The organism is Patulibacter sp. SYSU D01012, from assembly GCF_017916475.1.
Lineage (GTDB): Bacteria > Actinomycetota > Thermoleophilia > Solirubrobacterales > Solirubrobacteraceae > Patulibacter.
In genome coordinates this window covers 1,099,783-1,118,600 of the sequence record NZ_JAFMTB010000001.1, presented here as the reverse complement: position 1 = coordinate 1,118,600, position 18,818 = coordinate 1,099,783, and the positions used below count along the sequence as shown (strand labels likewise).

Here is an 18,818-nt window from a genome sequence, read left to right as displayed (position 1 = left end):
GATCGCGGCGATCAAGCTCTGGGCGTGACGAAGCGCTCCCGCCGACGCGGGAGCGTGTGCGATGATCGGCCCGCCCGGCGGCGCTGACGCCGTCCATCCCACCCCTCGTCATCGACGCAAGGAGTTCCATGTTCGGCTCGATCGTGGTCGGCACCGACGGTTCGGAGACCGCCGACCAGGCGGTGAAGGAGGCCATCTCCATGGCCGCCGCGCTGAAGGCACGCCTCGAGATCGTCTCGGCCTACGAGCCCGTGTCCGGCTCGCGTCTGCGCGAGGAGGCCAAGCAGGCCCCGGCCGACGTCGAGTGGATGGTCAACGAGCGCGCCGACGTCGAGGTCACGCTGACCGAGGCGAAGGAGCGCGCGACGAAGGCCGGCGTCGGCGACGTCCGCACCTACGCGCGCCAGGGCGACCCGGCCGACGCGATCCTCGACGTCGCCGAGGAGTTCGGCAGCGACCTCATCGTCGTGGGCAACAAGGGCATGACGGGCGCCAAGCGCTTCCTGCTCGGCTCCGTGCCGAACAAGATCAGCCACCACGCGCCCTGCTCGGTCCTCATCGTCCGCACGACCTAGGCGGCGCGCCCACCGGCGCGGGATCGACGGGCGCCCACGGGCGCCCGTCGTCGTTCGGCCGCCCGCCGGGCGGGCGGGCCGGGCGCGTCGTCCGCCGCCCGGCCGCCGCGCGCGTCCGCCGGGCGGGGCCTGCGAGAATCGCGGGGTGCCCGCCCCGGCCGCGACGCCCCCGGCCCTGCCGCCGCTCGACCACGAGCGCTGGATGCGCGAGGCGATCGTCGAGGCCCGCGAGGCCGAGCGCCACGGCGACGTGCCGATCGGCGCGGTCGTCGTCGCGGACGACGGCACGGTCCTGGGCCGCGGCCGCAACGAGCGCGAGCGCGACGAGGATCCGACGGCGCACGCCGAGATCCTCGCCCTGCGCGGGGCCGCCGCCGCGCTCGGCACCTGGCGCGTCCACGACGCCACGCTGTACGTGACGCTCGAGCCGTGCGCGATGTGCGCCGGGGCGATCGTCCTCTCGCGGATCCCCCGCGTCGTCTACGGCTGCACGGACCCGAAGGCGGGCGCGTGCGGCAGTGTCCTAGACGTCACGGCCGAGCCGCGGCTGAACCACCGTCCGGACGTCGTCGGGGGCGTCCTGGCGGACGACTGCGCGGGGCTGCTGCGCGCGTTCTTCGCCGCCCGGCGCGGACGCCGCAAGCGCGGAACCCCCCGCGTGGGCAGCCCCGCCGAGGGGTAGCGTGGAGGGGGTGACGCCGCCGAATCCGCTCAACGGGATCAAAGAGGCCGTGGAGCGCGTCCTCCTGGAGTCGGGGGCCACGGACTTCGGGCGGAGCATGGCGAGCTTCGACGACCTGACGATCGAGGTCCGCACCGTCCACCAGCGCGTGGACGAGATCGAGGAGCGGATGGAGCAGATCGTGCCGCTCCTCGAGCGGCTCGTGAACGTCGCCGAGGGCCTGGAGCGCGAGATCCAGCCGATCAGCTCGCTCGCCTCCAAGGTGCCGGGGTCGGGATCGCGCAAGCGCCGGCGCAAGGCGCAGGAGGCCCGCGCCGCGCTGCAGGCCGGCAGCGAGATCCCCACCGACCCGCGGGCGCAGGTGCGCCGCGCCGCCGCGATCGAGGACGCGGCGGAGGACGTCGCCGCGCACGACGGCCCGGTCCCCGGCGACGCGCCCGGCCGGCCGGGAACGCGTGCGGCCGCCCCGGCCGGCGCCGCGCCCGCGCAGGGCGCCGCGCCCGCGCCGGCCACGGGCGCCCCGACGCCCGCCGCCGCCCCGGGCCAGGCCGTCGACGTGCCGCCTGCGGCCGGCGCGACGCGTCCCGCCGCTCCGCCCGCCTCCCGCCGCGTGCCGCCGCCGGAGCCGCCCCGCGAGACCGCCCCGCCGCGGCCGGGCGCGACGGGGATCATTCCGCCGACCCAGCGTCGGCGCCCGGACGACCGCCTGCGCTGACCGCGCGCGGCTAGGCCCGCGGCGCGGGCCCGTCGACGCCCGCCTCGGCGAACGTCTCCATGTCGCGGTGCAGCCGCCCCGCCTGCTCGAGCAGCGGGAGGGCGAGCGCCGCGCCCGACGCCTCCCCCAGCCGCAGCCGCAGGTCCAGCAGCGGCTCCAGGCCCAGCTGCGCCAGGACGGCGCCGTGCGCAGGCTCGGCGGAGCGGTGCCCGGCGACGAGCCCCTCGCGCAGCGGCGGACACAGCCGCACCGCCGCGAGCGCGGCGACGCCGATCGCGAAGCCGTCCAGCACGACCGGCACGCGTCGGCGCCCCGCCTCGAGCAGCGCGCCGACGACGCCCGCGAGCTCGAAGCCGCCGAGCTCGCGCAGCGCCGCGAGCGGCGTCGCCGGCCTCCCGGCCCGCTCGAGCGCCCCCCGGACGACGGCCCGCTTGCGCTCCAGCCCCGCCGCGTCGGCCCCGGCCCCGCGGCCGACGGCCAGCTCGGGCGTCAGGCCCGCCAGCGCGCAGGCCAGCGCGGCGGCCGCGGTGGTGTTGCCGATGCCGATCTCGCCCGGCAGCAGGCAGCCCGCGCCGCGGTCGAGTAGCTCGCCGGCCAGCGCCGCGCCCGTCGTGATCGCCGCCGTCAGCTCGTCCGGCGTCATCGCGGGGCCGGCGCCCAGGTCGTCCGTGCCCCCGTCGCGCACGCGGGCCGGGCGCACGCCGGGCGGCGTCGCGCCCTGCAGTCCCAGGTCCGCGACGAGCAGCCGGCCGGCGTGGTGGCGGGCCAGCACGCCGATCGCCGTGCCGCCCCGGGCCGCCGCGGCCGCGATCTGCGCCGACACGTGCGAGGCGTAGAGCGACGTGCCGCGGGCGACGTGCCCGTGGTCGGCGGCCAGGACGAGCATCGCCGGGCGCAGCGGCGCGGGCGGCACGTCGCCGCTCCACGCGGCCCAGCGCTCGATCGTCGTCTCGAGCGCGCCCAGGCTGCCGGCCGGCTTGACGAGCCGGTCGGCGCGGTCGCGCACCGCGACGGCCACGCGCTCGTCGGGCAGGCCCACCGCGTCGACGAGGGCCGCCACGGCCGCGGGCACGTCCTCCTCCCGCTCCGTCGCCGCGGGCCGGCGCGGGACCCGGGCGGCGTCCGTCGGGGCCACCCCCAGCGTGGTCGTCTCGGCCCCGGTCACCGGCACGGCGCCGCCGACGGGCGACAGGTCCTCCGCGGGCCAGCGCTCGTGCGCGACGACCGCCGACAGCGGCGCGCGCTGCGCCCAGCCGGCGGCCTCGAGCCCGGGACGGACGGGGCGCTCGTCCGGCCAGCCCAGGCACAGCCAGGCCATCGGGTCCACGCGGTCGGGGATCCCCAGGAGGGTGCGCAGGTCGGAGCGCTCGTAGAAGCTCACCCAGCCGACGCCGAGCCCCTCCGCGCGCGCCGTCAGCCACAGGTTCTGGATGGCGCAGGCCGTCGAGTGGACCGCCGTCTCGGGGATCGTGCCGCGCCCCAGCACCTCGACGTCGGGGTCGCCGGGGTCGCAGCAGACGACGACGGCGAGCGGCGCGTCGACGATGCCCTCCACCTTCTGGTCGAGGAAGTGCCGGGCGCGGTCGGAGAAGCGCTCGGCCTGGCGCAGCCGCTCGCGCTGCGCCAGGCCGCGCATCGCCACGCGCGTCTCCTGGTCGCGGACGACGACGAACCGCCACGGCTGCGAGAGCCCGACGGACGGCCCCCGGTGCGCGGCGCCCAGCACGCGCTCGAGCACGTCGTCCGGGACGGGGTCGGGGCGGAAGCGACGGATGTCGCGGCGCGCCCCGATGATCTCGGCGAGCGCCGCGCGGGCCGGCGCGGGGAACGCCCAGCCGGCCGGGTCCTCGGCGCGCTCCGCGGCGCGCGAGGGGTCGAAGCCCTCGGGCGTGGCGGGGCGGACGTAGCCCTGCGGTCCCTCGTCCATCCCGACAGCTTCCCGCTTCGGCGGCCCCGAGGACGGCCGCGCGCTCAGCGGACGGTCACGGCCCGGGCGCCGACGACGCGCGACCCGTGGCGCAGCACGACCTGACAGCGCCCCCGGGGCAGGCGCGGCAGCCGCACCGCCGCCCGGCCGTGGCGGAGCGTCGTCGTGCGCCGCACGGTCACCGGACGGCCCCGGCGCGGGACGCAGCGCAGCCGCACGGCCAGCCGGCCGCGGACCGCGGACGAGCAGCGCACCCGCAGCCGCGCGCGGCGGCGCGGCAGGCGGCGGTCGAGGACCACGCACGCGCGGGTCGCCGACCCCGCCCCGCCGCCGACGGGCGCCGACCCGCTGCCGGGAACGGTGCCGTCGTCGTCCCCGCCGTCGCCGTCGCCCGTCCCGCCGCCGGCGGCCGCCGCGGTGATCGAGATCTCGGCGCTCGGGCCCGCGGCGGGGTTGCCGACCAGCCCCGACGCCACGTCCGCCACCTCGGTGCACACCGCCGCCTTGCCGGGAGGCGCGTCCTCCGGCAGGTCGATCGCCACGTCCACCGGACCGTCCGCGACGCGCATCGGCCCGGTGCCGCCGCCGGCGAGCACGTCCTCGTCGGGCACGACGACGTCCGGCCCGGCGCAGGCGCGTCCCGGCCGCAGGACGCGGATCGAGGCCTGCCGGAACACCTGCCCGTCAGTCCAGGACGGGGTGACGCGCACGTGGAGCGTGCCGCCGGCGGGGACGACGGCGGGCGCGACGGTGATCGCGATCGCGTCCGCCGAGGCAACCGCGGGGGCGGCGGCGAGGATCAGCGGTGCGGCGAGCGCCGCACGACGGAGGAGGGGGAGCACGGCGTGCAGCCTACGACGGCTCCCGGCCGCGCGCCACGGGGACGGGCTAGCCTGGCGATCGTGCCCGCCGGTCCCTCCGCGCCGCCCCTGCCGCGCGTCCTCGACGGCCCGCGCCACGCCGTCGGGTTCCTCACCCGCGTGCCCGTGCCGTTCGGCCCGGATGAGGCGCCGGCCCTGGGCGCGGCGGTGCCGTGGTTCCCCGTCGTCGGCGCGGCGGTCGGCGCCGCCGGCGGCGGGGTGCTCGCCCTCGCGGGGCTGCTGCCGGGCGCCGAGGGAACCGGGGTCGCGGCGGCGCTGGGGTTGGGGGCCGCCGCCGTGGTGACGGGCGCGCTGCACGAGGACGGCCTGGCCGACGTCGCCGACGGGCTCGGCGTCCTCGGGGACCGCGAGCGGCGGCTCGCCGTCCTGCGGGACTCGCGGATCGGGACGTTCGGCGCGCTCGCCCTGCTGCTGTGGGTGCTCGTCTGCTGGAGCGCCCTGCGCGGCATGACGACGGGGGACGCGGTCGCGGCGCTCGTCGCGGCCGGCGCGACGTCGCGCTGGGCGATCCTCGTCCACGCCACGCTCGGCCGGCCCGCCCGGCCCGACGGCGCGGTGCACGCCCTGCGGGTGCGGCCCGCCGGCGGCGCGGTCGCCACCGCGGTCGCGGCCGCGGCCGCGACGCTCGCCCTCGGCGTCGTCCCGGGCCTGACCGCGCTCGTGGCCGCCGCGCTCGTCGGCGCGCTCGTCGCCGCGGGGGTGCGCCGCGCGCTCGGCGGCATCACGGGCGACACGTGCGGCGCCGCCGCCGCGCTGGCCCAGGCGGCGACGCTGCTCGTCGCGCTCGCCTTCGCCGCCTGACCCCGGCCGCGACGCGCCGCCGCCCGCCGACGCGCTACCTTGTCCGTCCCGTTCTCGGGTCACCGCGGAGAGGTGCCGGAGTGGTTGAACGGGGCGGTCTCGAAAACCGTTGTAGGGGTACCCCCTCTACCGAGGGTTCGAATCCCTCCCTCTCCGCCTCCTGCGCCGCACGGCGCACCGACGGGCCGCCTGCGGGCGGCCCGTCGCCGTTCCGGGGTGCGAGGATGCGCAGGCACCTCGGGAGGGAGCGGCATGGAGACGGTGGAGACGCAGGAGCTGACGGCCCCGGTGGCGGGCGCGGTCGTGCGGGTGGAGGTCGCGGTCGGCGACACGGTCCGCGCGGGCGACGAGCTGCTCGTGGTCGAGTCGATGAAGACGGAGTTCGGCGTCGTCGCCGAGCGCGACGGCACCGTCCTGCACCTGCGGGTCGCGCCGGGCGCCGCGGTCGAGGCCGGCGCGCCGGTCCTGACGCTGCGGCCGGCGACGGGGGCGGCGGGCGACGAGGGGAGCGCGGCCGCCGGGACCGCGGCCGGCGGCGCGGCGGGCGGCGGCCGCGGCGCCCGGGCCGGGGGCGCGGACGCCGGCGCCCCCGCGCGGCCCGCCGGCGCCATCCGCCCCGACCTGGCCGAGGTCCGCCGTCGCCAGGCGCTGACCCGCGACGCCGCGCGCCCCGACGTCGTCGCCAAGCGCCACGCCCGCGGGCGCCGCACCGCACGCGAGAACCTGGCCGACCTGTGCGACCCGGGGACGTTCGCGGAGTACGGCGCGCTCGCCGTGGCGGCGCAGCGCTCGCGTCGTCCGCTCCAGGAGCTGCTCGAGCGCACGCCCGCGGACGGCCTGGTCTGCGGCGTGGCGGGCGTCAACGGCGAGCGCGTCGGGGCCGACCGCGCCCACGCCGTCGTCCTCTCCTACGACGCCACCGTCCTGGCCGGGACGCAGGGTCACCGCAACCACGCGAAGACCGACCGGATGTTCGACCTGGCGCTGCGCCGGCGGCTGCCGGTGGTGCTCTTCGCCGAGGGCGGCGGCGGGCGGCCCGGCGACACCGACGTGCCGACGGCGTCGTGGCTCGACGTCCCGACCTTCCACGCGTTCGCGCGTCTGTCGGGGACCGTGCCGCTCGTCGGCGTCGCGTCGGGGCGCTGCTTCGCCGGCAACGCGGCGCTGCTCGGCTGCTGCGACGTCGTGATCGCCACCGAGGACGCGACGATCGGCATGGGCGGCCCCGCGATGATCGAGGGCGGCGGCCTGGGCGTCTACGCGCCCGAGGAGGTCGGCCCGATCGACGTGATGGAGGAGAACGGCGTCGTCGACGTCACCGCCGCGGACGACGCGGAGGCCGTCGCGGTGGCGCAGGAGGTCCTCTCGTTCTTCCAGGGGCCCGTCGCCGACTGGCGCGCCCCCGATCCGCGCGCGCTCCGCGACGTCGTGCCCGAGCGGCGGGTGCGCGCCTACGACGTGCGCCGCGCGATCGCGGGGATCGCCGACGTCGACGGCTGGATCGAGCTGCGGCCCGCGTTCGGCACGAGCATGGTGACCGCGCTCGTCCGCGTCGAGGGCCGGCCGTACGGGCTGCTCGCGAACGACCCGTCGCGGCTGGGCGGCGCCATCGACTCCGCGGCCGCCGACAAGGCCGCGCGGTTCCTGGGCCTGTGCGACGCCCACGGGCTGCCGGTGGTCGCGCTCTGCGACACGCCGGGGTTCATGGTCGGCCCCGAGGCCGAGCGCTCCGGCACCGTCCGGCACGTCTCGCGGATGTTCGTGGCGGGCGCCAACCTGACCGTCCCGCTCGCCACGATCGTGCTGCGCAAGGCCTACGGGCTCGGCGCGATGGCGATGGCGGGCGGCAGCATGAAGGCGCCGCTGGCGACCGTCGGCTGGCCGACCGCCGAGATGGGCGCGATGGGCCTGGAGGGCGCGGTGCGCCTGGGCTTCCGCGCCGAGCTGGACGCCGTCGCGGACCCGCAGGAGCGGCAGGCGCTGTTCGACCGGATGGTGGACGCCGCGTACGAGCACGGCAAGGGCCTGAACGCCGCGTCGATGTTCGAGCTCGACGACGTGATCGACCCGGCCGACACGCGCCGCTGGATCGTCGCGGCGCTCGGCGACCACGAGCCGCGCCGGCCGGGGCCCGGCGGCGGCGCGGACCGGCGGCCGTTCGTCGACCCCTGGTAGGGGGCGCGCGGCGGCCGGGCCGCGCGGGTCGGCGGGGCCGGGCCGCGGGACGCGCGGCCCGACGGGGGCTCAGTCGCGGCCGGCCGCGCGCGCCCAGGCGATCAACAGCAGCTGCAGCGGCAGGCGGGCGAGCAGCGTGGCGCGGCCGCCGGGGATCTGCGGGAACCGCTCGGGATGGCGGGCCATCTCGACGTTGGACGGGAACACCGCGACGAGCGTGGCGACGCTCAGCAGGCTCCCCCAGCGGCGCGTGCGCCGGTGCAGGGTGGCGGCGCCCGCGACGGCCTCGGCCACCCCGCTCGCGTAGACGAGCTCGCGGTGCGCGGGCAGGTACCGCGGCATGATCCGCTCGTACGTCCGCGGGGTCACGAAGTGGAGGATCCCGGCGACGACGAAGAACGGGCCGAAGAGGCGACGGGCGCGCATGGGGCGAACCCTACCGCCGGTCGGATGGGGCCGCCCCGGCCGCGCCGTCGGCTCCCGGCGGTGTGAGCGCGATGTAAGCGCAAGCGCTGACGCTCTCGCAACGGGCGTCCTGGTGTCGTGGGCCAGGCGATCGATTCCCGGTCGCCTCGCCACGAAGGAGCTTGCCCATGACGTCCCCCCGACCCCGCCGCGCGCCCGTCCTCCTCGCCGCCACCGCGGTCGCCGCCTTCGCGCTCGCCGCGGGCCCCAGCTCGAGGGCTCCCGGCGGGCCGACGCCGACCGCCGCGGCGACGGTCGTCCGCGCCCTCGGTCCGCAGGACGGCTACGTGCCGTCGGGCCAGTCCGTGTCGCCGTTCACCGCGCTGCCCGCCGTGGCGCGCCTCGAGCCGTCGCTGCGCACAGCCATCCGCAGCGCCGCCCGCGACGCCCGCCGCGACCGGGTGACGCTGCGCGTCAACAGCGGGTGGCGCAGCGCGGCCTACCAGGACGCGCTCTTCCGGCGCGCGGTCCGCACCTACGGCAGCCGCCAGGCGGCGATGCAGTACGTCCTGCCGGCGACGCTGTCCAACCACGTCCGCGGCGCGGCCGTCGACGTCGGGCCGCCGCCGGCGGCGGCGTGGCTGGCGCGCAACGGGACCCGCTACGGGCTCTGCCGGACCTACGCCAACGAGTCCTGGCACTTCGAGCGCAAGACCCGGCGCGGCGGCACCTGCCCGCCGCAGGCGCCGACGGCCGCCGACGCGGTGGGGGCGCGGGCATGAGCGCGTTCCCGCGGCCGCACCGGGCCGGGCTCGCGGCGGCGGTCGCCGCCGGCGCCTTCTTCGTCGCCGGATGCGGCTCGGGCTCGCCGTCGGACGGCGGCGCTCAGACGCCCGAGAAGGCCCCGGCCGGCACGCACGTCAGCGAGCGGGACTTCTCCTCGGCGCGCGACGCCTACGACCTGAAGGTCGCCCGGTGCCTGCGGGGCAAGGGCTTCGACGTCAAGGACCCCCAGCCCGGCAAGGGCATCCAGGAGTCCTCGCCGGAGATCGACGCGGCGGGGAGCGACTGCATGCACGAGATCGGCGATCCGCCGGCCGTTCAGCTGACGAAGGCCCAGGAGGCCAAGAGGCAGCAGACGGCGCTCGAGGAGGCGGCGTGCCTGCGCGCGAAGGGCTACGACGTGCAGGACCCGACGGCGGACAGCGCGCTGGCCGTGCCGCCCGACGCCAAGGACGCGGACGTCGACGCGTGTCTCGCGCCGTGATCGTCGCCGGCGCGCTCGTCGTCGTCACGGCGATCGCCGCCACCGCGGTCCTCCTCCGCGGCGGAGCGCGGCCGGCGCCGACGCGCCCGGCCGGGCCGGCGGTCGCCACGGCCCCCGTGACCTCCGGCCGGGTCGTCAGCGAGACGAACGTCGTCGGCACCCTGCGCTATCCCGCGCGGCGTCCGGTCACGGCCGGGCGCGGTGGGGTGGTCACCTGGCTTCCCAAGGCCGGCGTCGTCCTCTCGCCGGGAGACGTCGTCGCCACGATCGACGCACGACCGACCGTCCTGCTGCGGGGGGCGATGCCCGCCTACCGGAGGTTCCACGTCGGGATGACGCACGGGCGCGACGTCCGACAGCTCGAGGCGAACCTGGCGGCGCTCGGGTTCTTCGCCGGCACCGTCGACGAGCACTTCTCCCGCGAGACCGCGATCGCGATCAAGCGGTGGCAGACGCAGCTGGGCGTGCGGCCGACCGGCGAGCTCGACGCAGCGGCGATCCGCTTCTCGCCGACCGACCTGCGCGTCGGCCGGCGCGTGACGCCGCTGGGCGCGAGCGTCGTGCCCGGCGCCGAGCTGCTCGAGACGACCGCGAGGGCGCGCGTCGTGCGCATCGACGTGGCCCAGGACGAGCAGCCGCTGGCGCGGGTCGGCCGCCGGGTCGTCGTCGAGCTGCCCGACGGCCGCACGGCGCGCGGGCGCGTCACCGCCGCGTCCGCTCCGCGGCAACGCCGCACCGACGCCGGCACGACGCTGGTCGTGCCGACGACGATCGCCGTTCGCCGCCTTCGCCTTCCCGCCGGCCTGGCCCCGGCGACGGTCACCGTGCGGCTGCGCAGCACCGTGCGCGCCGGCCTCACCGTGCCCGTGCAGGCGCTCGTCGCCCTGGCGCCGGACCGCTTCGGCGTCGAGGTCCCGGCCGGCACGACGACCCGGCGCATCCCCGTGCGCGTCGGCGCGTTCGTCGCCGGGCGCGTCGAGATCTCGGGCCCGGGCATCGCTCGCGGCACCCGCGTCGTGGTGCCGGCCACATGAGCACGCCGTCGATCTGGCTGCAGGACGTGACGCGCACGTACGGCACGCCGCCGGTCGCGGCGCTGGCCGGCGTGAGCCTGCAGATCGCCGCCGGCGAGCTCGTCGGGATCGTCGGCCCGAGCGGCTCGGGCAAGTCGACGCTGCTCAACGTGATGGGCACGCTCGATCGGCCCAGCAGCGGCAGCGTCCGCATCGACGGGCTCGACGTCGCGACCTTCGGCGACGCGCAGCTCGCCGCCGTCCGCGCCTCGCGCATCGGCTTCGTCTTCCAGTCCTTCCACCTGCGTGACGGCGTGCGCGCCGTCGACAACGTCGCCGACGGCCTGCTCTACTCGGGCCGGCCGCGCGGCGAGCGGCGCGCCCGGGCGCTCGAGGCGCTGGAGCGCGTCGGGCTCGAGCACCGGGCCACCCATCGCCCCGACCAGCTCTCGGGCGGCGAGCGCCAGCGCGTCGCCATCGCGCGCGCGGTCGTCGGCCGGCCGCCGATCGTGCTGGCCGACGAGCCGACCGGCAACCTCGACTCGACGACCGGCGCGAGCATCATGGTGCTGTTGCGCGAGCTGCACGCGAGCGGCACGACGATCGTCCTGGTCACGCACGACCAGGCCCTGGCCGCGAGCCTCCCGCGCCGCACCGTGGTCCAGGACGGCCGCGTGGTCGAGGACGTCCGATGAGCGATCTCGCCGCTTCCCGTCTGCGCCCCGCCGACCTGCTCGCGCTCGGGACGACCGGCCTCCGGACGCGGCCCGCCCGCGCCGTCCTCTCGGCGCTCGGCGTGGCGATCGGGATCGCGGCGATGGTGGCCGTCGTCGGCATCTCGGCGTCCAGTCGGGAGCGGCTGGAGCGCCGCCTCGCGGCGCTCGGGACCAACCTCCTGACCGCGACCGTCCAGCCGGTCCCCGGCGGCCCGCGGACGCTCCCCGGCGACGCCGCCGCCCGCCTGCGGCGCATCCCGGGCGTCGAGGCGGCGGCCACGATCGCCGAGCTCGACCGCGTCCACGTGTTCCGCAACCGGGACGTCGACCCCGACGAGACCGGCGGCCTCGTCGTCGCGGCCGCCGACCTCGCGCTCCCCGGCGTCGTCGGCGCGCGACTGCACGCGGGCGCGTGGCTGACGCCCGCCACCGCGCGGTTCCCCACGGTCGTGCTCGGCGCGACCGCGGCCCGGCGCCTGGGGGTGGTCCGGCCCGGCGGCCTGGTGTGGCTCGGCGGACGCGACACCGTCGTCCTCGGCATCCTCCGTCCCGTGCGTCTGGCGCCCGAGCTCGATGTCGCCGCGCTCGTCGGCACGCCGATGGCCCGCGGGCTCCTCCATCGCCCCGCCCGCCCGACGCGGCTCTTCGAGCGCTCGACCGACGCGACGGTCCGGGCCGTCGCCGACCTGATCGCTCCGTCGCTCGCGCCCGCGCGCCCCGGCGCCGTCGCCGTCGCTCGGCCGTCGGACGCGCTGGCCGCAGCCGACGCGGCCAACGACTCGTTCACCCGCCTGCTCGTCGCGCTCGGCGCGATCGCGCTGGTCGTGGGCGGCATCGGCGTCGCCAACACCATGATCATCTCGGTCATCGAGCGGCGACGGGAGATCGGGCTGCGCCGCGCTCTCGGGGCGACGCGCCGCCACATCCGGCTCCAGTTCATGGCCGAGGCGCTGGTCCTCTCCGGCGTGGGCGGCGTCGCCGGCGTGTCGCTCGGCGCGGGCGTCACCGCGGCCGTGGCGCTGTCCAGCGGGTGGATCGTCGTGATCCCGCCGTCGTCGCTGGCCATCGGCGTCGGCGCGACGCTGGTCGTCGGCACCGTCGCCGGCCTCTGGCCCGCGTCCCGCGCGGCCCGCACCGCCCCCACCGCCGCGCTGACCGCCTGATGCTCCACCCCCGCCCGACGAGGCTCACCGCATGCGCGTCCTGATCGTCGAAGACGAGCCGTACCTGGCGACGGCGATCCAGACCGCGCTGCGGCTCGACGCCATCGCCGCCGACGTCGTCGCCGACGGCGCGCAGGCCCTGCAGCGCCTCGCCGTCCACCCCTACGACGTCATCGTCCTGGACCGGGACCTGCCGGTCGTGCACGGCGACGAGGTCGCTCGACGCATCGCCGCCGACCGGCGTCCGTGCCGCGTGCTGATGCTGACCGCCGCCGGGCGCCTGGACGACAAGGCCCGAGGATTCGAGCTCGGCGCCGACGACTACCTCACCAAGCCGTTCGAGATGCGCGAGCTGGTGATGCGGCTGCGCGCGCTCGGCCGCCGCCCGGCCGACGGCGCGCCGCCGGTGCTCGAGCTCGGCGGGCTGCGCCTCGATCCGTTCCGCCGCGAGGTCTACCGCGACGGCCGCTACGTCGCGCTGACCCGCAAGCAGTTCGCGGTCCTGCACGTGCTGATGGCCGCCGACGGCGGCGTCGTGAGCGCCGAGACGCTGCTGGAGAAGGCGTGGGACGAGAACGCCGACCCGCTCACCAACGCGGTGCGCGTCGCGATCTCCGCGCTGCGGGGGCGCCTCGGCGAGCCGTGGCTGATCCACACCGTGACCGGGAGCGGCTACCGGTTCGCGCCGCCCTCGGAGAGCGATCGGCCATGAGCGCGCGCCTGCGCCTGACGTTGAGCTACATGGGGTTCCTGGTCGTCGCCGGGGCCGCGATGCTGGCGGTCGTCCTCTACCTGCTGCACTTCGTGCCCGAAGGGCAGCTCACCGGCTCCGACGGGTTCGTCCCCAACCGCTCCGACCTGCAGGAGGCCGTGCTGCCCCGCGCGATCGAGGTCCTCGCCGGCCTGGCGGTCGTGGGCCTGGTGGGCGGCTGGTTCCTGGCCGGGCGGATGCTGCGACCGCTGGACCGGATCAGCGAGGTGGCGCGCCAGGTCGCGGACGGCTCGCTGGAGCACCGCGTCCGGCTCCAGGGCCCCCGTGACGAGTTCCGTCTGCTGGCCGACGCCTTCGACGGGATGCTCGACCGCGTGCAGGCGCACGCCGAGGAGCAGCGCCGCTTCGCCGCCAACGCCTCGCACGAGCTGCGCACGCCCTACACGGTCGCGCGATCGGTGATCGACGTCGCGCTCGCCGACCCCGAGGGCCGCGACGTCGACGCGGTCCTGCACCAGCTCGCCGCGACGAACCGGCGCGGCATGGAGGTCGTCGAGGCGCTCCTCGCGCTCTCGTCGCTCGACGCCGGCGAGCCGCCGCGCCGGGAGCCGATCGACGTCGCCGAGCTGGCCGGCGAGGTGGTCGCCGAGCTGACGCCCGTGGCGCGCGCGGCGGGCGTGCGGCTCGCGAGCGCGCTCGGCGAGGCCGACATCGACGGCGACCCCACGCTCGTCCGGCAGGCGATCGCCAACCTGGTGCTCAACGGGATCCACCACAACACCGGGAACGGCGGACGCGTCGACGTCCGTTCGAGGACGTCCGATGACGACGGCGGCGTCGAGGTGCAGGTCGTCAACACCGGCCCGGTCGTCCCCGCCGCGGCGCTGACCACGCTCGCCGAGCCGTTCGTGCGCGGCGACGGCCGCGTCACGGGCGAGGGCCACCGCGGGAGCGGACTCGGCCTCGCGATCGTCGCGCGGGTGGCGCACGCGCACGAGGCGACGCTGGCGCTCGGGGCGCGCGACGGCGGCGGCCTCGACGTGCGGCTGACGTTCCCGGCGCCGCAGGCGACGACGTCCTGAGGCGGCACGGTCGGGGGACTCGTGACCCGGGGCGCGTGGCGGGCCGACGCCCGCCACGGCCCGGCCGGCGCCACCGAGCATGCCCGCCCCCCGACCTACCGCCAGGGCGCGTTCGGCACCACGGGGTCGGCCGCCGCGCAGCGGCCGCCGTGCAGCCGGTAGACCGAGACGATCGGGCCGGGGCGTTCGTAGTCCAGCTCGTAGGTCGTCGCCTGGCGGTCGATCTGGTAGGGGACCGGCGCGTCGAGCGGACCCCACGGGCGGCCGTCCGGGGACGGGGTGCGGAAGGGCGAGACCTGCCACAGGAGGGTGCCGCGGCGCTGCAGCTCCCGGTAGTAGCGGACCGCCTCGGGCACCAGCTCCGGCGTGCGGGCCGCGCGGCCCGCCTGGTAGGAGCCGGCGACGACGTAGCAGTAGCCGTAGCGCTCGAAGACGTCCAGCAGCCCCGGATAGAGGACGTTCACCCAGGACGAGAAGCCCGCCTTCACCCGCAGCTGCGGGTGGCGGCGTCCCTCCCGGCGGCGCACCTCGGGGATCGCGTGGTAGATCGCCCATCGGCGCAGGCTCCAGTACTCCTCGGCACCGTCGAACGTCGGCATCCACGCCGCGGGCGACATCGACTCCAGCACGACGCCGGAGGTCGGCGGCACGTGCTCGACCATCCAGTCGCGCAGGACGGTGCGCGTGTCCTGCCGCCCCACGACCGCCACCGAGTGGGCGGAGTGCACGAGCGACTGCGCCGCCAGGCCGACCGCCAGCCCGGCCACCAGCGCGACCCGCGCCCCGCGCCGACGCACGAGCGCCGCGGCCTGGGCGACCGCGAAGCCCGCCGTCAGGCAGAGCACCGGCACGACCGGCAGCAGCCAGCGGGCGAAGAAGCGGTCCTGTCCGCCCATGATCGCCAGGTACAGCACGACGAGCGGCAGCAGCAGGACCGCCACGCGCGGGCGGCGCCACGCCAGCAGGCCGGCGCCGACGACGCCCGCGACGAGCGGCGCCCAGCCGACGCCCCAGGTGGCCGCCCAGGCGTAGAAGGCCCAGCCGCTGGTCATCGGCTCGCCGACGTAGCGGCCGCCGGACGCCCACGCCTGCTGGTACTGGATCGCCCGCCACATCTCGTGCGGGTCGAGCAGCACGTACGGGTCGGCGACGGCGAACGCGACGAAGGCGACGATCCCCAGCAGCGCGGTCCGCCCCACGACGCGGCGGGGGCCGTCGCCCTTCAGCCGCAGGAGGGCCGCGGCCAGCGCGACGAGGACCACGATGCCGGCGTTGTACTTGAAGCCCGCCGCCAGGCCGACCGCGATCCCGGCCAGCACGTAGCCGCGCGTGCGGCCGTCCTCCAGGATCCACGCTCCGGCGAGCAGACCGAGCGCCAGGAACAGCAGCGTCGGGCCGTCGGAGAGGGCCAGACGGGAGTAGGCCACGGGCAGGAACGCCACGGCGAGCAGGCCGGCGGCCACGAGCGCGGCGGTCTGCCCCACGAGCCGACGGCCCGCCGCGTACAGCACGGGGATCGCCGCCGTGCTCAGCAGCGCGACGACGACCCGGCCCACCAGGTACGCCTGGCCCGGGTCCCGCAGCAGCGCCTCGCGCGGGGTCGTGCCGTGGACGCCGAACCACGCGGCGTCGACGACCGCCAGCAGGCCCATGAGCCCCGGGGGGTTGACGAGCTCGCGGTAGCCCAGCCGGTGCGAGAAGAACGTGGCGGCGTCGGGGACGAAGCGGGCGCTCTCGTCGATGTTGTAGACGAGCGGCAGGTTCTGCCCCAGCGCCCACAGCCGCAGCAGCAGGCCCACGGCGACCAGGCCGACGAGGACTGGGACGTGCGGCCCGTGCGCCCGCAGGCGGTCGAGCGACGCGCGGCCCCGGGACGGGCGGCGCGCGGCGGACGGGGCGTCCGCGGGATGGGGACGGGACATCGCACCGGCACCCTACGGATGCGCCGAACGGCGTGTCTCACTTCCCCGCACGCCGCCCGGCCGACCGCGCCACCGGGCCCCGCCCGCGGTCGACCGCCCGCTCGCCCCGTCCGACGTGCCCGGGCCGCGAGGGGGCCCCGCGGCTAGAGCGCCACGCGCATCGCCTGCGCGAGCTGGGGGCCGAGCGCGTGGGTCTCCTCCCCCAGCCGCACCGACAGCGGGCCGCCGAACGGCTGGCGGTCGGCGAGCGTCAGGCTGACGCCCGGCGTGATGCCGCGGTCGGCCAGGTAGCGCAGCATCGCCGGATCGGCGTCCGACACCCGGACGAAGCGCGCGGTGTCGCCGACGTCCAGGTCCTCCAGGCTGCGCGTCGTCGGCTCGGCGAGCTCGAGCTCGCGGTCCGGGATCGGGTCCCCGTGCGGATCGAACTCGGGGTGGCCGAGCTTCGTCGCGATCCGCTCGGCCAGGTCGTCCGAGAGCGCGTGCTCCAGCCGCTCGGCCTCGTCGTGCACCCGGTCCCACGGCACGTCCAGCACCTCGACGAGGAACAGCTCGAGCAGGCGGTGGTTGCGCAGCGTCCGCAGCGCGACCTTGCGCCCCGCCTCCGTCAGCACGACGCCGCGGTACGGCTCGTGCTCGAGCAGCCCCAGGTCGGCCAGGCGGCGCAGCATCGCCGAGACGGACCCGGGCGTGATCCCCAGCCGGCCCGCGAGCGCCGTCGTGGGCACGGCGCCGCCCAGGCGGGTCTCGAGCGCGAAGACCGCCTTGAGGTAGTCCTCGACGGCGGTCGAGGGCGGAGGGGCCGGCGCGGGGGCCATGCGGCCAGCCTACGCGAGCGGCGACGCCGCGCGCGGGCGCATCCCGCGCCGCAGCGGGGCGCCGCCGGACGCTCGCTACCGTCGCAGGCGACCCATCCCCTCGACCGAGGAGCAGCAATGGCCAGCTTCAAGCCCGTCTACGCCGCGAAGGCCACCGTCACCGGTGGTCGCGACGGCGCCGGCCGCACCGACGACGGCAAGCTCGACGTCCAGCTCGACAAGCCGCCGGCGCTCGGCGGCCCCGAGGACGGCGCGGGCACGAACCCCGAGCAGCTGTTCGCCGTCGGCTGGGCCGCGTGCTTCGAGGGCGCGATCGCGGGCGTCGCGGGCGACACCGACGTGTCGGGCGTCTCCATCGACGCGACCGTCGAGATCGGCAAGGCCGCCGGCGGGCTGGGGCTGCGCGCCGCCCTCGACGTGACGCTCCCCCGCGTCGACGACGAGACGGCGAAGAAGATCGTCGCCGACGCGCACGGCGTCTGCCCCTACTCCCGCGCCACCCGCGGCAACGTCGAGACGACGCTGACCGCCAACGGGCAGGCCGTCGAGGCCTGACCCCGTCCGGCCGCCGTCCGGCGGCCGACGAGCGGCAGGGCCCCGTCGCACCCGGCGGGCGCGCCGCACCCGACCCCGCGGGACGGGTGCGGCGCCGCCCGCCGTCCCGCGGGGCCAGGCCGCGAGCCGCGCCGGGGGCCCGCCGTCCGCGCGCTAGCGTGGGCGCATGACCGACGCCCAGGCGCTCCAGCCCGACCCCGACCTGCTCGCCCGCCTCGCCGCCCTCGCGGTGCGGATCGGCGCGAACGTCCAGCCGGGCCAGGTCGTCTCCGTCAGCGGCCAGGTCGGCGGCCACGAGCCCGTCGTGCGCGCGATCGCCGCGGAGGCCTACCGCGCCGGCGCGTCGTTCGTCGACGTCGCCTGGTTCGACCCGCTCGTCAAGCGCGCGCGCCTGGAGCACGCCGCCGAGGACACGCTCGACGTCGTGCCGCCGTGGCTCGGCGCCCGCATGCTCGCGCTCGGCGAGGCGCGCGCGGCCAACATCTCGCTCGTCGGCCAGGTCCAGCCGGGCGTCTTCGCGGGCATCGACCCCGCCCGCATCGGCCGGGACCAGCTGCCGGCGCTGAAGGAGACCTCGCAGGTCATCAACGACCGCGCGCTCAACTGGACCGTCGTCCCGGCGCCGAACGCCGGCTGGGCCTCGCTCGTCTTCCCCGACCTGCCGCGCGAGGAGGCGCTGCGCCGGCTCGAGGCCGACCTGCGCACCGTCCTGCGGCTGGAGGACGACCCCGTCGCCGCGTGGGCCGCCCGCGCCGCCGAGCTGCAGGCCAGCGCGGCGCGCCTGAACGCCGCACGGCACGACGCGATCCGCCTGGTCGGCCCCGGCACCGACCTGACCGTCGGCCTGCTGCCGAGCTCGCGCTTCATCGCCGCGGGCATGGAGACCGCCGGGGGCATCCTGCACCAGGCCAACGTGCCGACGGAGGAGGTCTTCACGACCCCCGACCCCGCGCGCGTCGACGGCGTCGTGCGGGCGACGAAGCCGCTGACCCTCGGCGGCACGACCGTCGACGGCATCGAGGTGGAGTTCCGCGGCGGCGAGGTCGTGCGCGTCGACGCGACCACCGGCGCCGACGTGCTGCGCGGCTGGATCCAGCGCGACGCGGGCGCCAAGCGCCTGGGCGAGCTGGCGCTCGTGGACGGCGAGGGCCGCGTGGGCCAGACCGGCACGGTCTTCCACGAGACGCTGCTCGACGAGAACGCCGCGAGCCACCTGGCGCTCGGCTCGTCGTACCTGATGTGCGTCGAGGACGAGGCCGACCACCCGCGGGCCAACCGCTCGGCCATCCACGTGGACTTCATGGTCGGGTCGCCCGAGGTCACGGCGATCGGCGTGGCCGCCGACGGCACCGAGACGCCGGTGCTCGTCGCGGGCGCCTGGCAGTAGCGCCACCCCGCGCCGCCTCGTG

The 18,818-nt window shown here is 77.7% G+C and carries 19 protein-coding genes and 1 tRNA gene; 15 read left to right on the top strand and 5 right to left on the bottom strand.

The genetic code is table 11. From position 1 onward, the window contains the following. Window positions 1–128 precede the first annotated feature (128 nt). The 3 genes from J3P29_RS05000 to J3P29_RS04990 all read left to right on the top strand — a co-directional run bounded on the left by J3P29_RS05000 (window position 129) and on the right by J3P29_RS04990 (window position 1,972). Window positions 129–575, top strand: a complete 447-nt coding sequence (locus J3P29_RS05000; protein WP_210491932.1) for a universal stress protein — start codon at window positions 129–131, stop codon at window positions 573–575. A gap of 145 nt (window positions 576–720) precedes the next feature. After that, window positions 721–1,257: a tRNA adenosine(34) deaminase TadA gene (tadA, locus tag J3P29_RS04995; RefSeq protein ID WP_210491931.1), complete on the top strand. Its 537-nt coding sequence runs from the start codon at window positions 721–723 to the stop codon at window positions 1,255–1,257. A 10-nt stretch (window positions 1,258–1,267) separates the two neighbouring features. Beyond that, complete coding sequence (locus J3P29_RS04990) at window positions 1,268–1,972, top strand: hypothetical protein (protein ID WP_210491930.1); 705 nt, start codon at window positions 1,268–1,270, stop codon at window positions 1,970–1,972. Window positions 1,973–1,982: 10 nt separating this feature from the next. On the opposite strand, the gene cobT is transcribed toward J3P29_RS04990, so the two are convergent. Next, window positions 1,983–3,899 carry a nicotinate-nucleotide--dimethylbenzimidazole phosphoribosyltransferase gene (cobT, locus tag J3P29_RS04985; protein ID WP_210491929.1) on the bottom strand — a complete coding sequence of 639 codons (1,917 nt, stop codon included), beginning with the start codon at window positions 3,897–3,899 and terminating at the stop codon, window positions 1,983–1,985. Between the two features lie 44 nt (window positions 3,900–3,943). After that, window positions 3,944–4,741, bottom strand: coding sequence for a hypothetical protein (locus J3P29_RS04980; protein ID WP_210491928.1), 798 nt, complete (start codon window positions 4,739–4,741; stop codon window positions 3,944–3,946). A 60-nt stretch (window positions 4,742–4,801) separates the two neighbouring features. Here J3P29_RS04980 and J3P29_RS04975 point away from each other — a divergent pair, with 60 nt between their 5' ends. From J3P29_RS04975 to J3P29_RS04965, 3 genes are all read left to right on the top strand, one after another. Beyond that, window positions 4,802–5,581: an adenosylcobinamide-GDP ribazoletransferase gene (locus tag J3P29_RS04975; RefSeq protein WP_210491927.1), complete on the top strand. Its 780-nt coding sequence runs from the start codon at window positions 4,802–4,804 to the stop codon at window positions 5,579–5,581. Window positions 5,582–5,647: 66 nt separating this feature from the next. After that, window positions 5,648–5,737 (top strand) — tRNA-Ser (locus J3P29_RS04970). Between the two features lie 96 nt (window positions 5,738–5,833). After that, complete coding sequence (locus J3P29_RS04965) at window positions 5,834–7,756, top strand: carboxyl transferase domain-containing protein (RefSeq protein WP_210491926.1); 1,923 nt, start codon at window positions 5,834–5,836, stop codon at window positions 7,754–7,756. 69 nt (window positions 7,757–7,825) lie between these two features. Here the strand turns inward: J3P29_RS04965 and J3P29_RS04960 are convergent, their stop codons facing one another. Then, on the bottom strand, window positions 7,826–8,182 hold the full coding sequence (locus J3P29_RS04960; protein ID WP_210491925.1) for a hypothetical protein: 357 nt from the start codon (window positions 8,180–8,182) through the stop codon (window positions 7,826–7,828). Between the two features lie 167 nt (window positions 8,183–8,349). Between J3P29_RS04960 and J3P29_RS04955 the strand changes: the two genes are divergently transcribed. From J3P29_RS04955 to J3P29_RS04925, 7 genes are read left to right on the top strand one after another with little or no spacing between them, the layout of a single operon-like run. After that, window positions 8,350–8,943 (top strand): M15 family metallopeptidase, encoded by a 594-nt coding sequence (locus tag J3P29_RS04955; protein ID WP_210491924.1) that lies wholly within the window; start codon window positions 8,350–8,352, stop codon window positions 8,941–8,943. Beyond that, a complete protein-coding gene (locus J3P29_RS04950) occupies window positions 8,940–9,428 on the top strand; it encodes a hypothetical protein (protein ID WP_210491923.1) in 489 nt (162 codons plus the stop codon). The genes J3P29_RS04955 and J3P29_RS04950 overlap by 4 nt, the downstream gene beginning before the upstream one ends. Continuing rightward, window positions 9,413–10,462, top strand: a complete 1,050-nt coding sequence (locus J3P29_RS04945; protein WP_210491922.1) for a peptidoglycan-binding protein — start codon at window positions 9,413–9,415, stop codon at window positions 10,460–10,462. The genes J3P29_RS04950 and J3P29_RS04945 overlap by 16 nt, the downstream gene beginning before the upstream one ends. Continuing rightward, window positions 10,459–11,136, top strand: coding sequence for an ABC transporter ATP-binding protein (locus tag J3P29_RS04940; RefSeq protein ID WP_210491921.1), 678 nt, complete (start codon window positions 10,459–10,461; stop codon window positions 11,134–11,136). Before J3P29_RS04945 ends, J3P29_RS04940 begins: the two co-directional genes overlap by 4 nt. Then, the gene (locus J3P29_RS04935; RefSeq protein WP_210491920.1) at window positions 11,133–12,320 is read left to right on the top strand and encodes an ABC transporter permease; all 1,188 of its coding nucleotides are present in this window, start codon (window positions 11,133–11,135) and stop codon (window positions 12,318–12,320) included. Before J3P29_RS04940 ends, J3P29_RS04935 begins: the two co-directional genes overlap by 4 nt. Window positions 12,321–12,351: 31 nt before the next feature. Then, entirely contained in the window at window positions 12,352–13,032 is a 681-nt protein-coding gene (locus J3P29_RS04930; protein ID WP_210491919.1) for a response regulator transcription factor, read from the top strand. Further along, window positions 13,029–14,114 (top strand): HAMP domain-containing sensor histidine kinase, encoded by a 1,086-nt coding sequence (locus tag J3P29_RS04925; protein ID WP_210491918.1) that lies wholly within the window; start codon window positions 13,029–13,031, stop codon window positions 14,112–14,114. Before J3P29_RS04930 ends, J3P29_RS04925 begins: the two co-directional genes overlap by 4 nt. A 95-nt stretch (window positions 14,115–14,209) precedes the next feature. Here the strand turns inward: J3P29_RS04925 and J3P29_RS04920 are convergent, their stop codons facing one another. After that, entirely contained in the window at window positions 14,210–16,036 is a 1,827-nt protein-coding gene (locus J3P29_RS04920; RefSeq protein WP_210491917.1) for a glycosyltransferase family 39 protein, read from the bottom strand. 143 nt (window positions 16,037–16,179) lie between these two features. After that, window positions 16,180–16,854, bottom strand: coding sequence for a metal-dependent transcriptional regulator (locus J3P29_RS04915; protein ID WP_210491916.1), 675 nt, complete (start codon window positions 16,852–16,854; stop codon window positions 16,180–16,182). A 117-nt stretch (window positions 16,855–16,971) separates the two neighbouring features. Between J3P29_RS04915 and J3P29_RS04910 the strand changes: the two genes are divergently transcribed. Continuing rightward, on the top strand, window positions 16,972–17,409 hold the full coding sequence (locus J3P29_RS04910; protein ID WP_210491915.1) for an Ohr family peroxiredoxin: 438 nt from the start codon (window positions 16,972–16,974) through the stop codon (window positions 17,407–17,409). A gap of 166 nt (window positions 17,410–17,575) precedes the next feature. Then, a complete protein-coding gene (locus tag J3P29_RS04905) occupies window positions 17,576–18,796 on the top strand; it encodes an aminopeptidase (protein WP_210491914.1) in 1,221 nt (406 codons plus the stop codon). Window positions 18,797–18,818: the final 22 nt, after the last annotated feature.

What these genes read in the sequence shown, in the direction of transcription:
- J3P29_RS05000 (WP_210491932.1), top strand. Translation starts at nt 129, where the DNA reads ATGTTCGGCTCGATCGTGGTCGGCACCGACGGTTCGGAGACCGCCGAC.
- cobT (WP_210491929.1), bottom strand. Translation starts at nt 3,899, where the DNA reads ATGGACGAGGGACCGCAGGGCTACGTCCGCCCCGCCACGCCCGAGGGC.
- J3P29_RS04965 (WP_210491926.1), top strand. Translation starts at nt 5,834, where the DNA reads ATGGAGACGGTGGAGACGCAGGAGCTGACGGCCCCGGTGGCGGGCGCG.
- J3P29_RS04960 (WP_210491925.1), bottom strand. Translation starts at nt 8,182, where the DNA reads ATGCGCGCCCGTCGCCTCTTCGGCCCGTTCTTCGTCGTCGCCGGGATC.
- J3P29_RS04955 (WP_210491924.1), top strand. Translation starts at nt 8,350, where the DNA reads ATGACGTCCCCCCGACCCCGCCGCGCGCCCGTCCTCCTCGCCGCCACC.
- J3P29_RS04950 (WP_210491923.1), top strand. Translation starts at nt 8,940, where the DNA reads ATGAGCGCGTTCCCGCGGCCGCACCGGGCCGGGCTCGCGGCGGCGGTC.
- J3P29_RS04940 (WP_210491921.1), top strand. Translation starts at nt 10,459, where the DNA reads ATGAGCACGCCGTCGATCTGGCTGCAGGACGTGACGCGCACGTACGGC.
- J3P29_RS04935 (WP_210491920.1), top strand. Translation starts at nt 11,133, where the DNA reads ATGAGCGATCTCGCCGCTTCCCGTCTGCGCCCCGCCGACCTGCTCGCG.
- J3P29_RS04930 (WP_210491919.1), top strand. Translation starts at nt 12,352, where the DNA reads ATGCGCGTCCTGATCGTCGAAGACGAGCCGTACCTGGCGACGGCGATC.
- J3P29_RS04925 (WP_210491918.1), top strand. Translation starts at nt 13,029, where the DNA reads ATGAGCGCGCGCCTGCGCCTGACGTTGAGCTACATGGGGTTCCTGGTC.
- J3P29_RS04920 (WP_210491917.1), bottom strand. Translation starts at nt 16,036, where the DNA reads ATGTCCCGTCCCCATCCCGCGGACGCCCCGTCCGCCGCGCGCCGCCCG.
- J3P29_RS04915 (WP_210491916.1), bottom strand. Translation starts at nt 16,854, where the DNA reads ATGGCCCCCGCGCCGGCCCCTCCGCCCTCGACCGCCGTCGAGGACTAC.
- J3P29_RS04910 (WP_210491915.1), top strand. Translation starts at nt 16,972, where the DNA reads ATGGCCAGCTTCAAGCCCGTCTACGCCGCGAAGGCCACCGTCACCGGT.
- J3P29_RS04905 (WP_210491914.1), top strand. Translation starts at nt 17,576, where the DNA reads ATGACCGACGCCCAGGCGCTCCAGCCCGACCCCGACCTGCTCGCCCGC.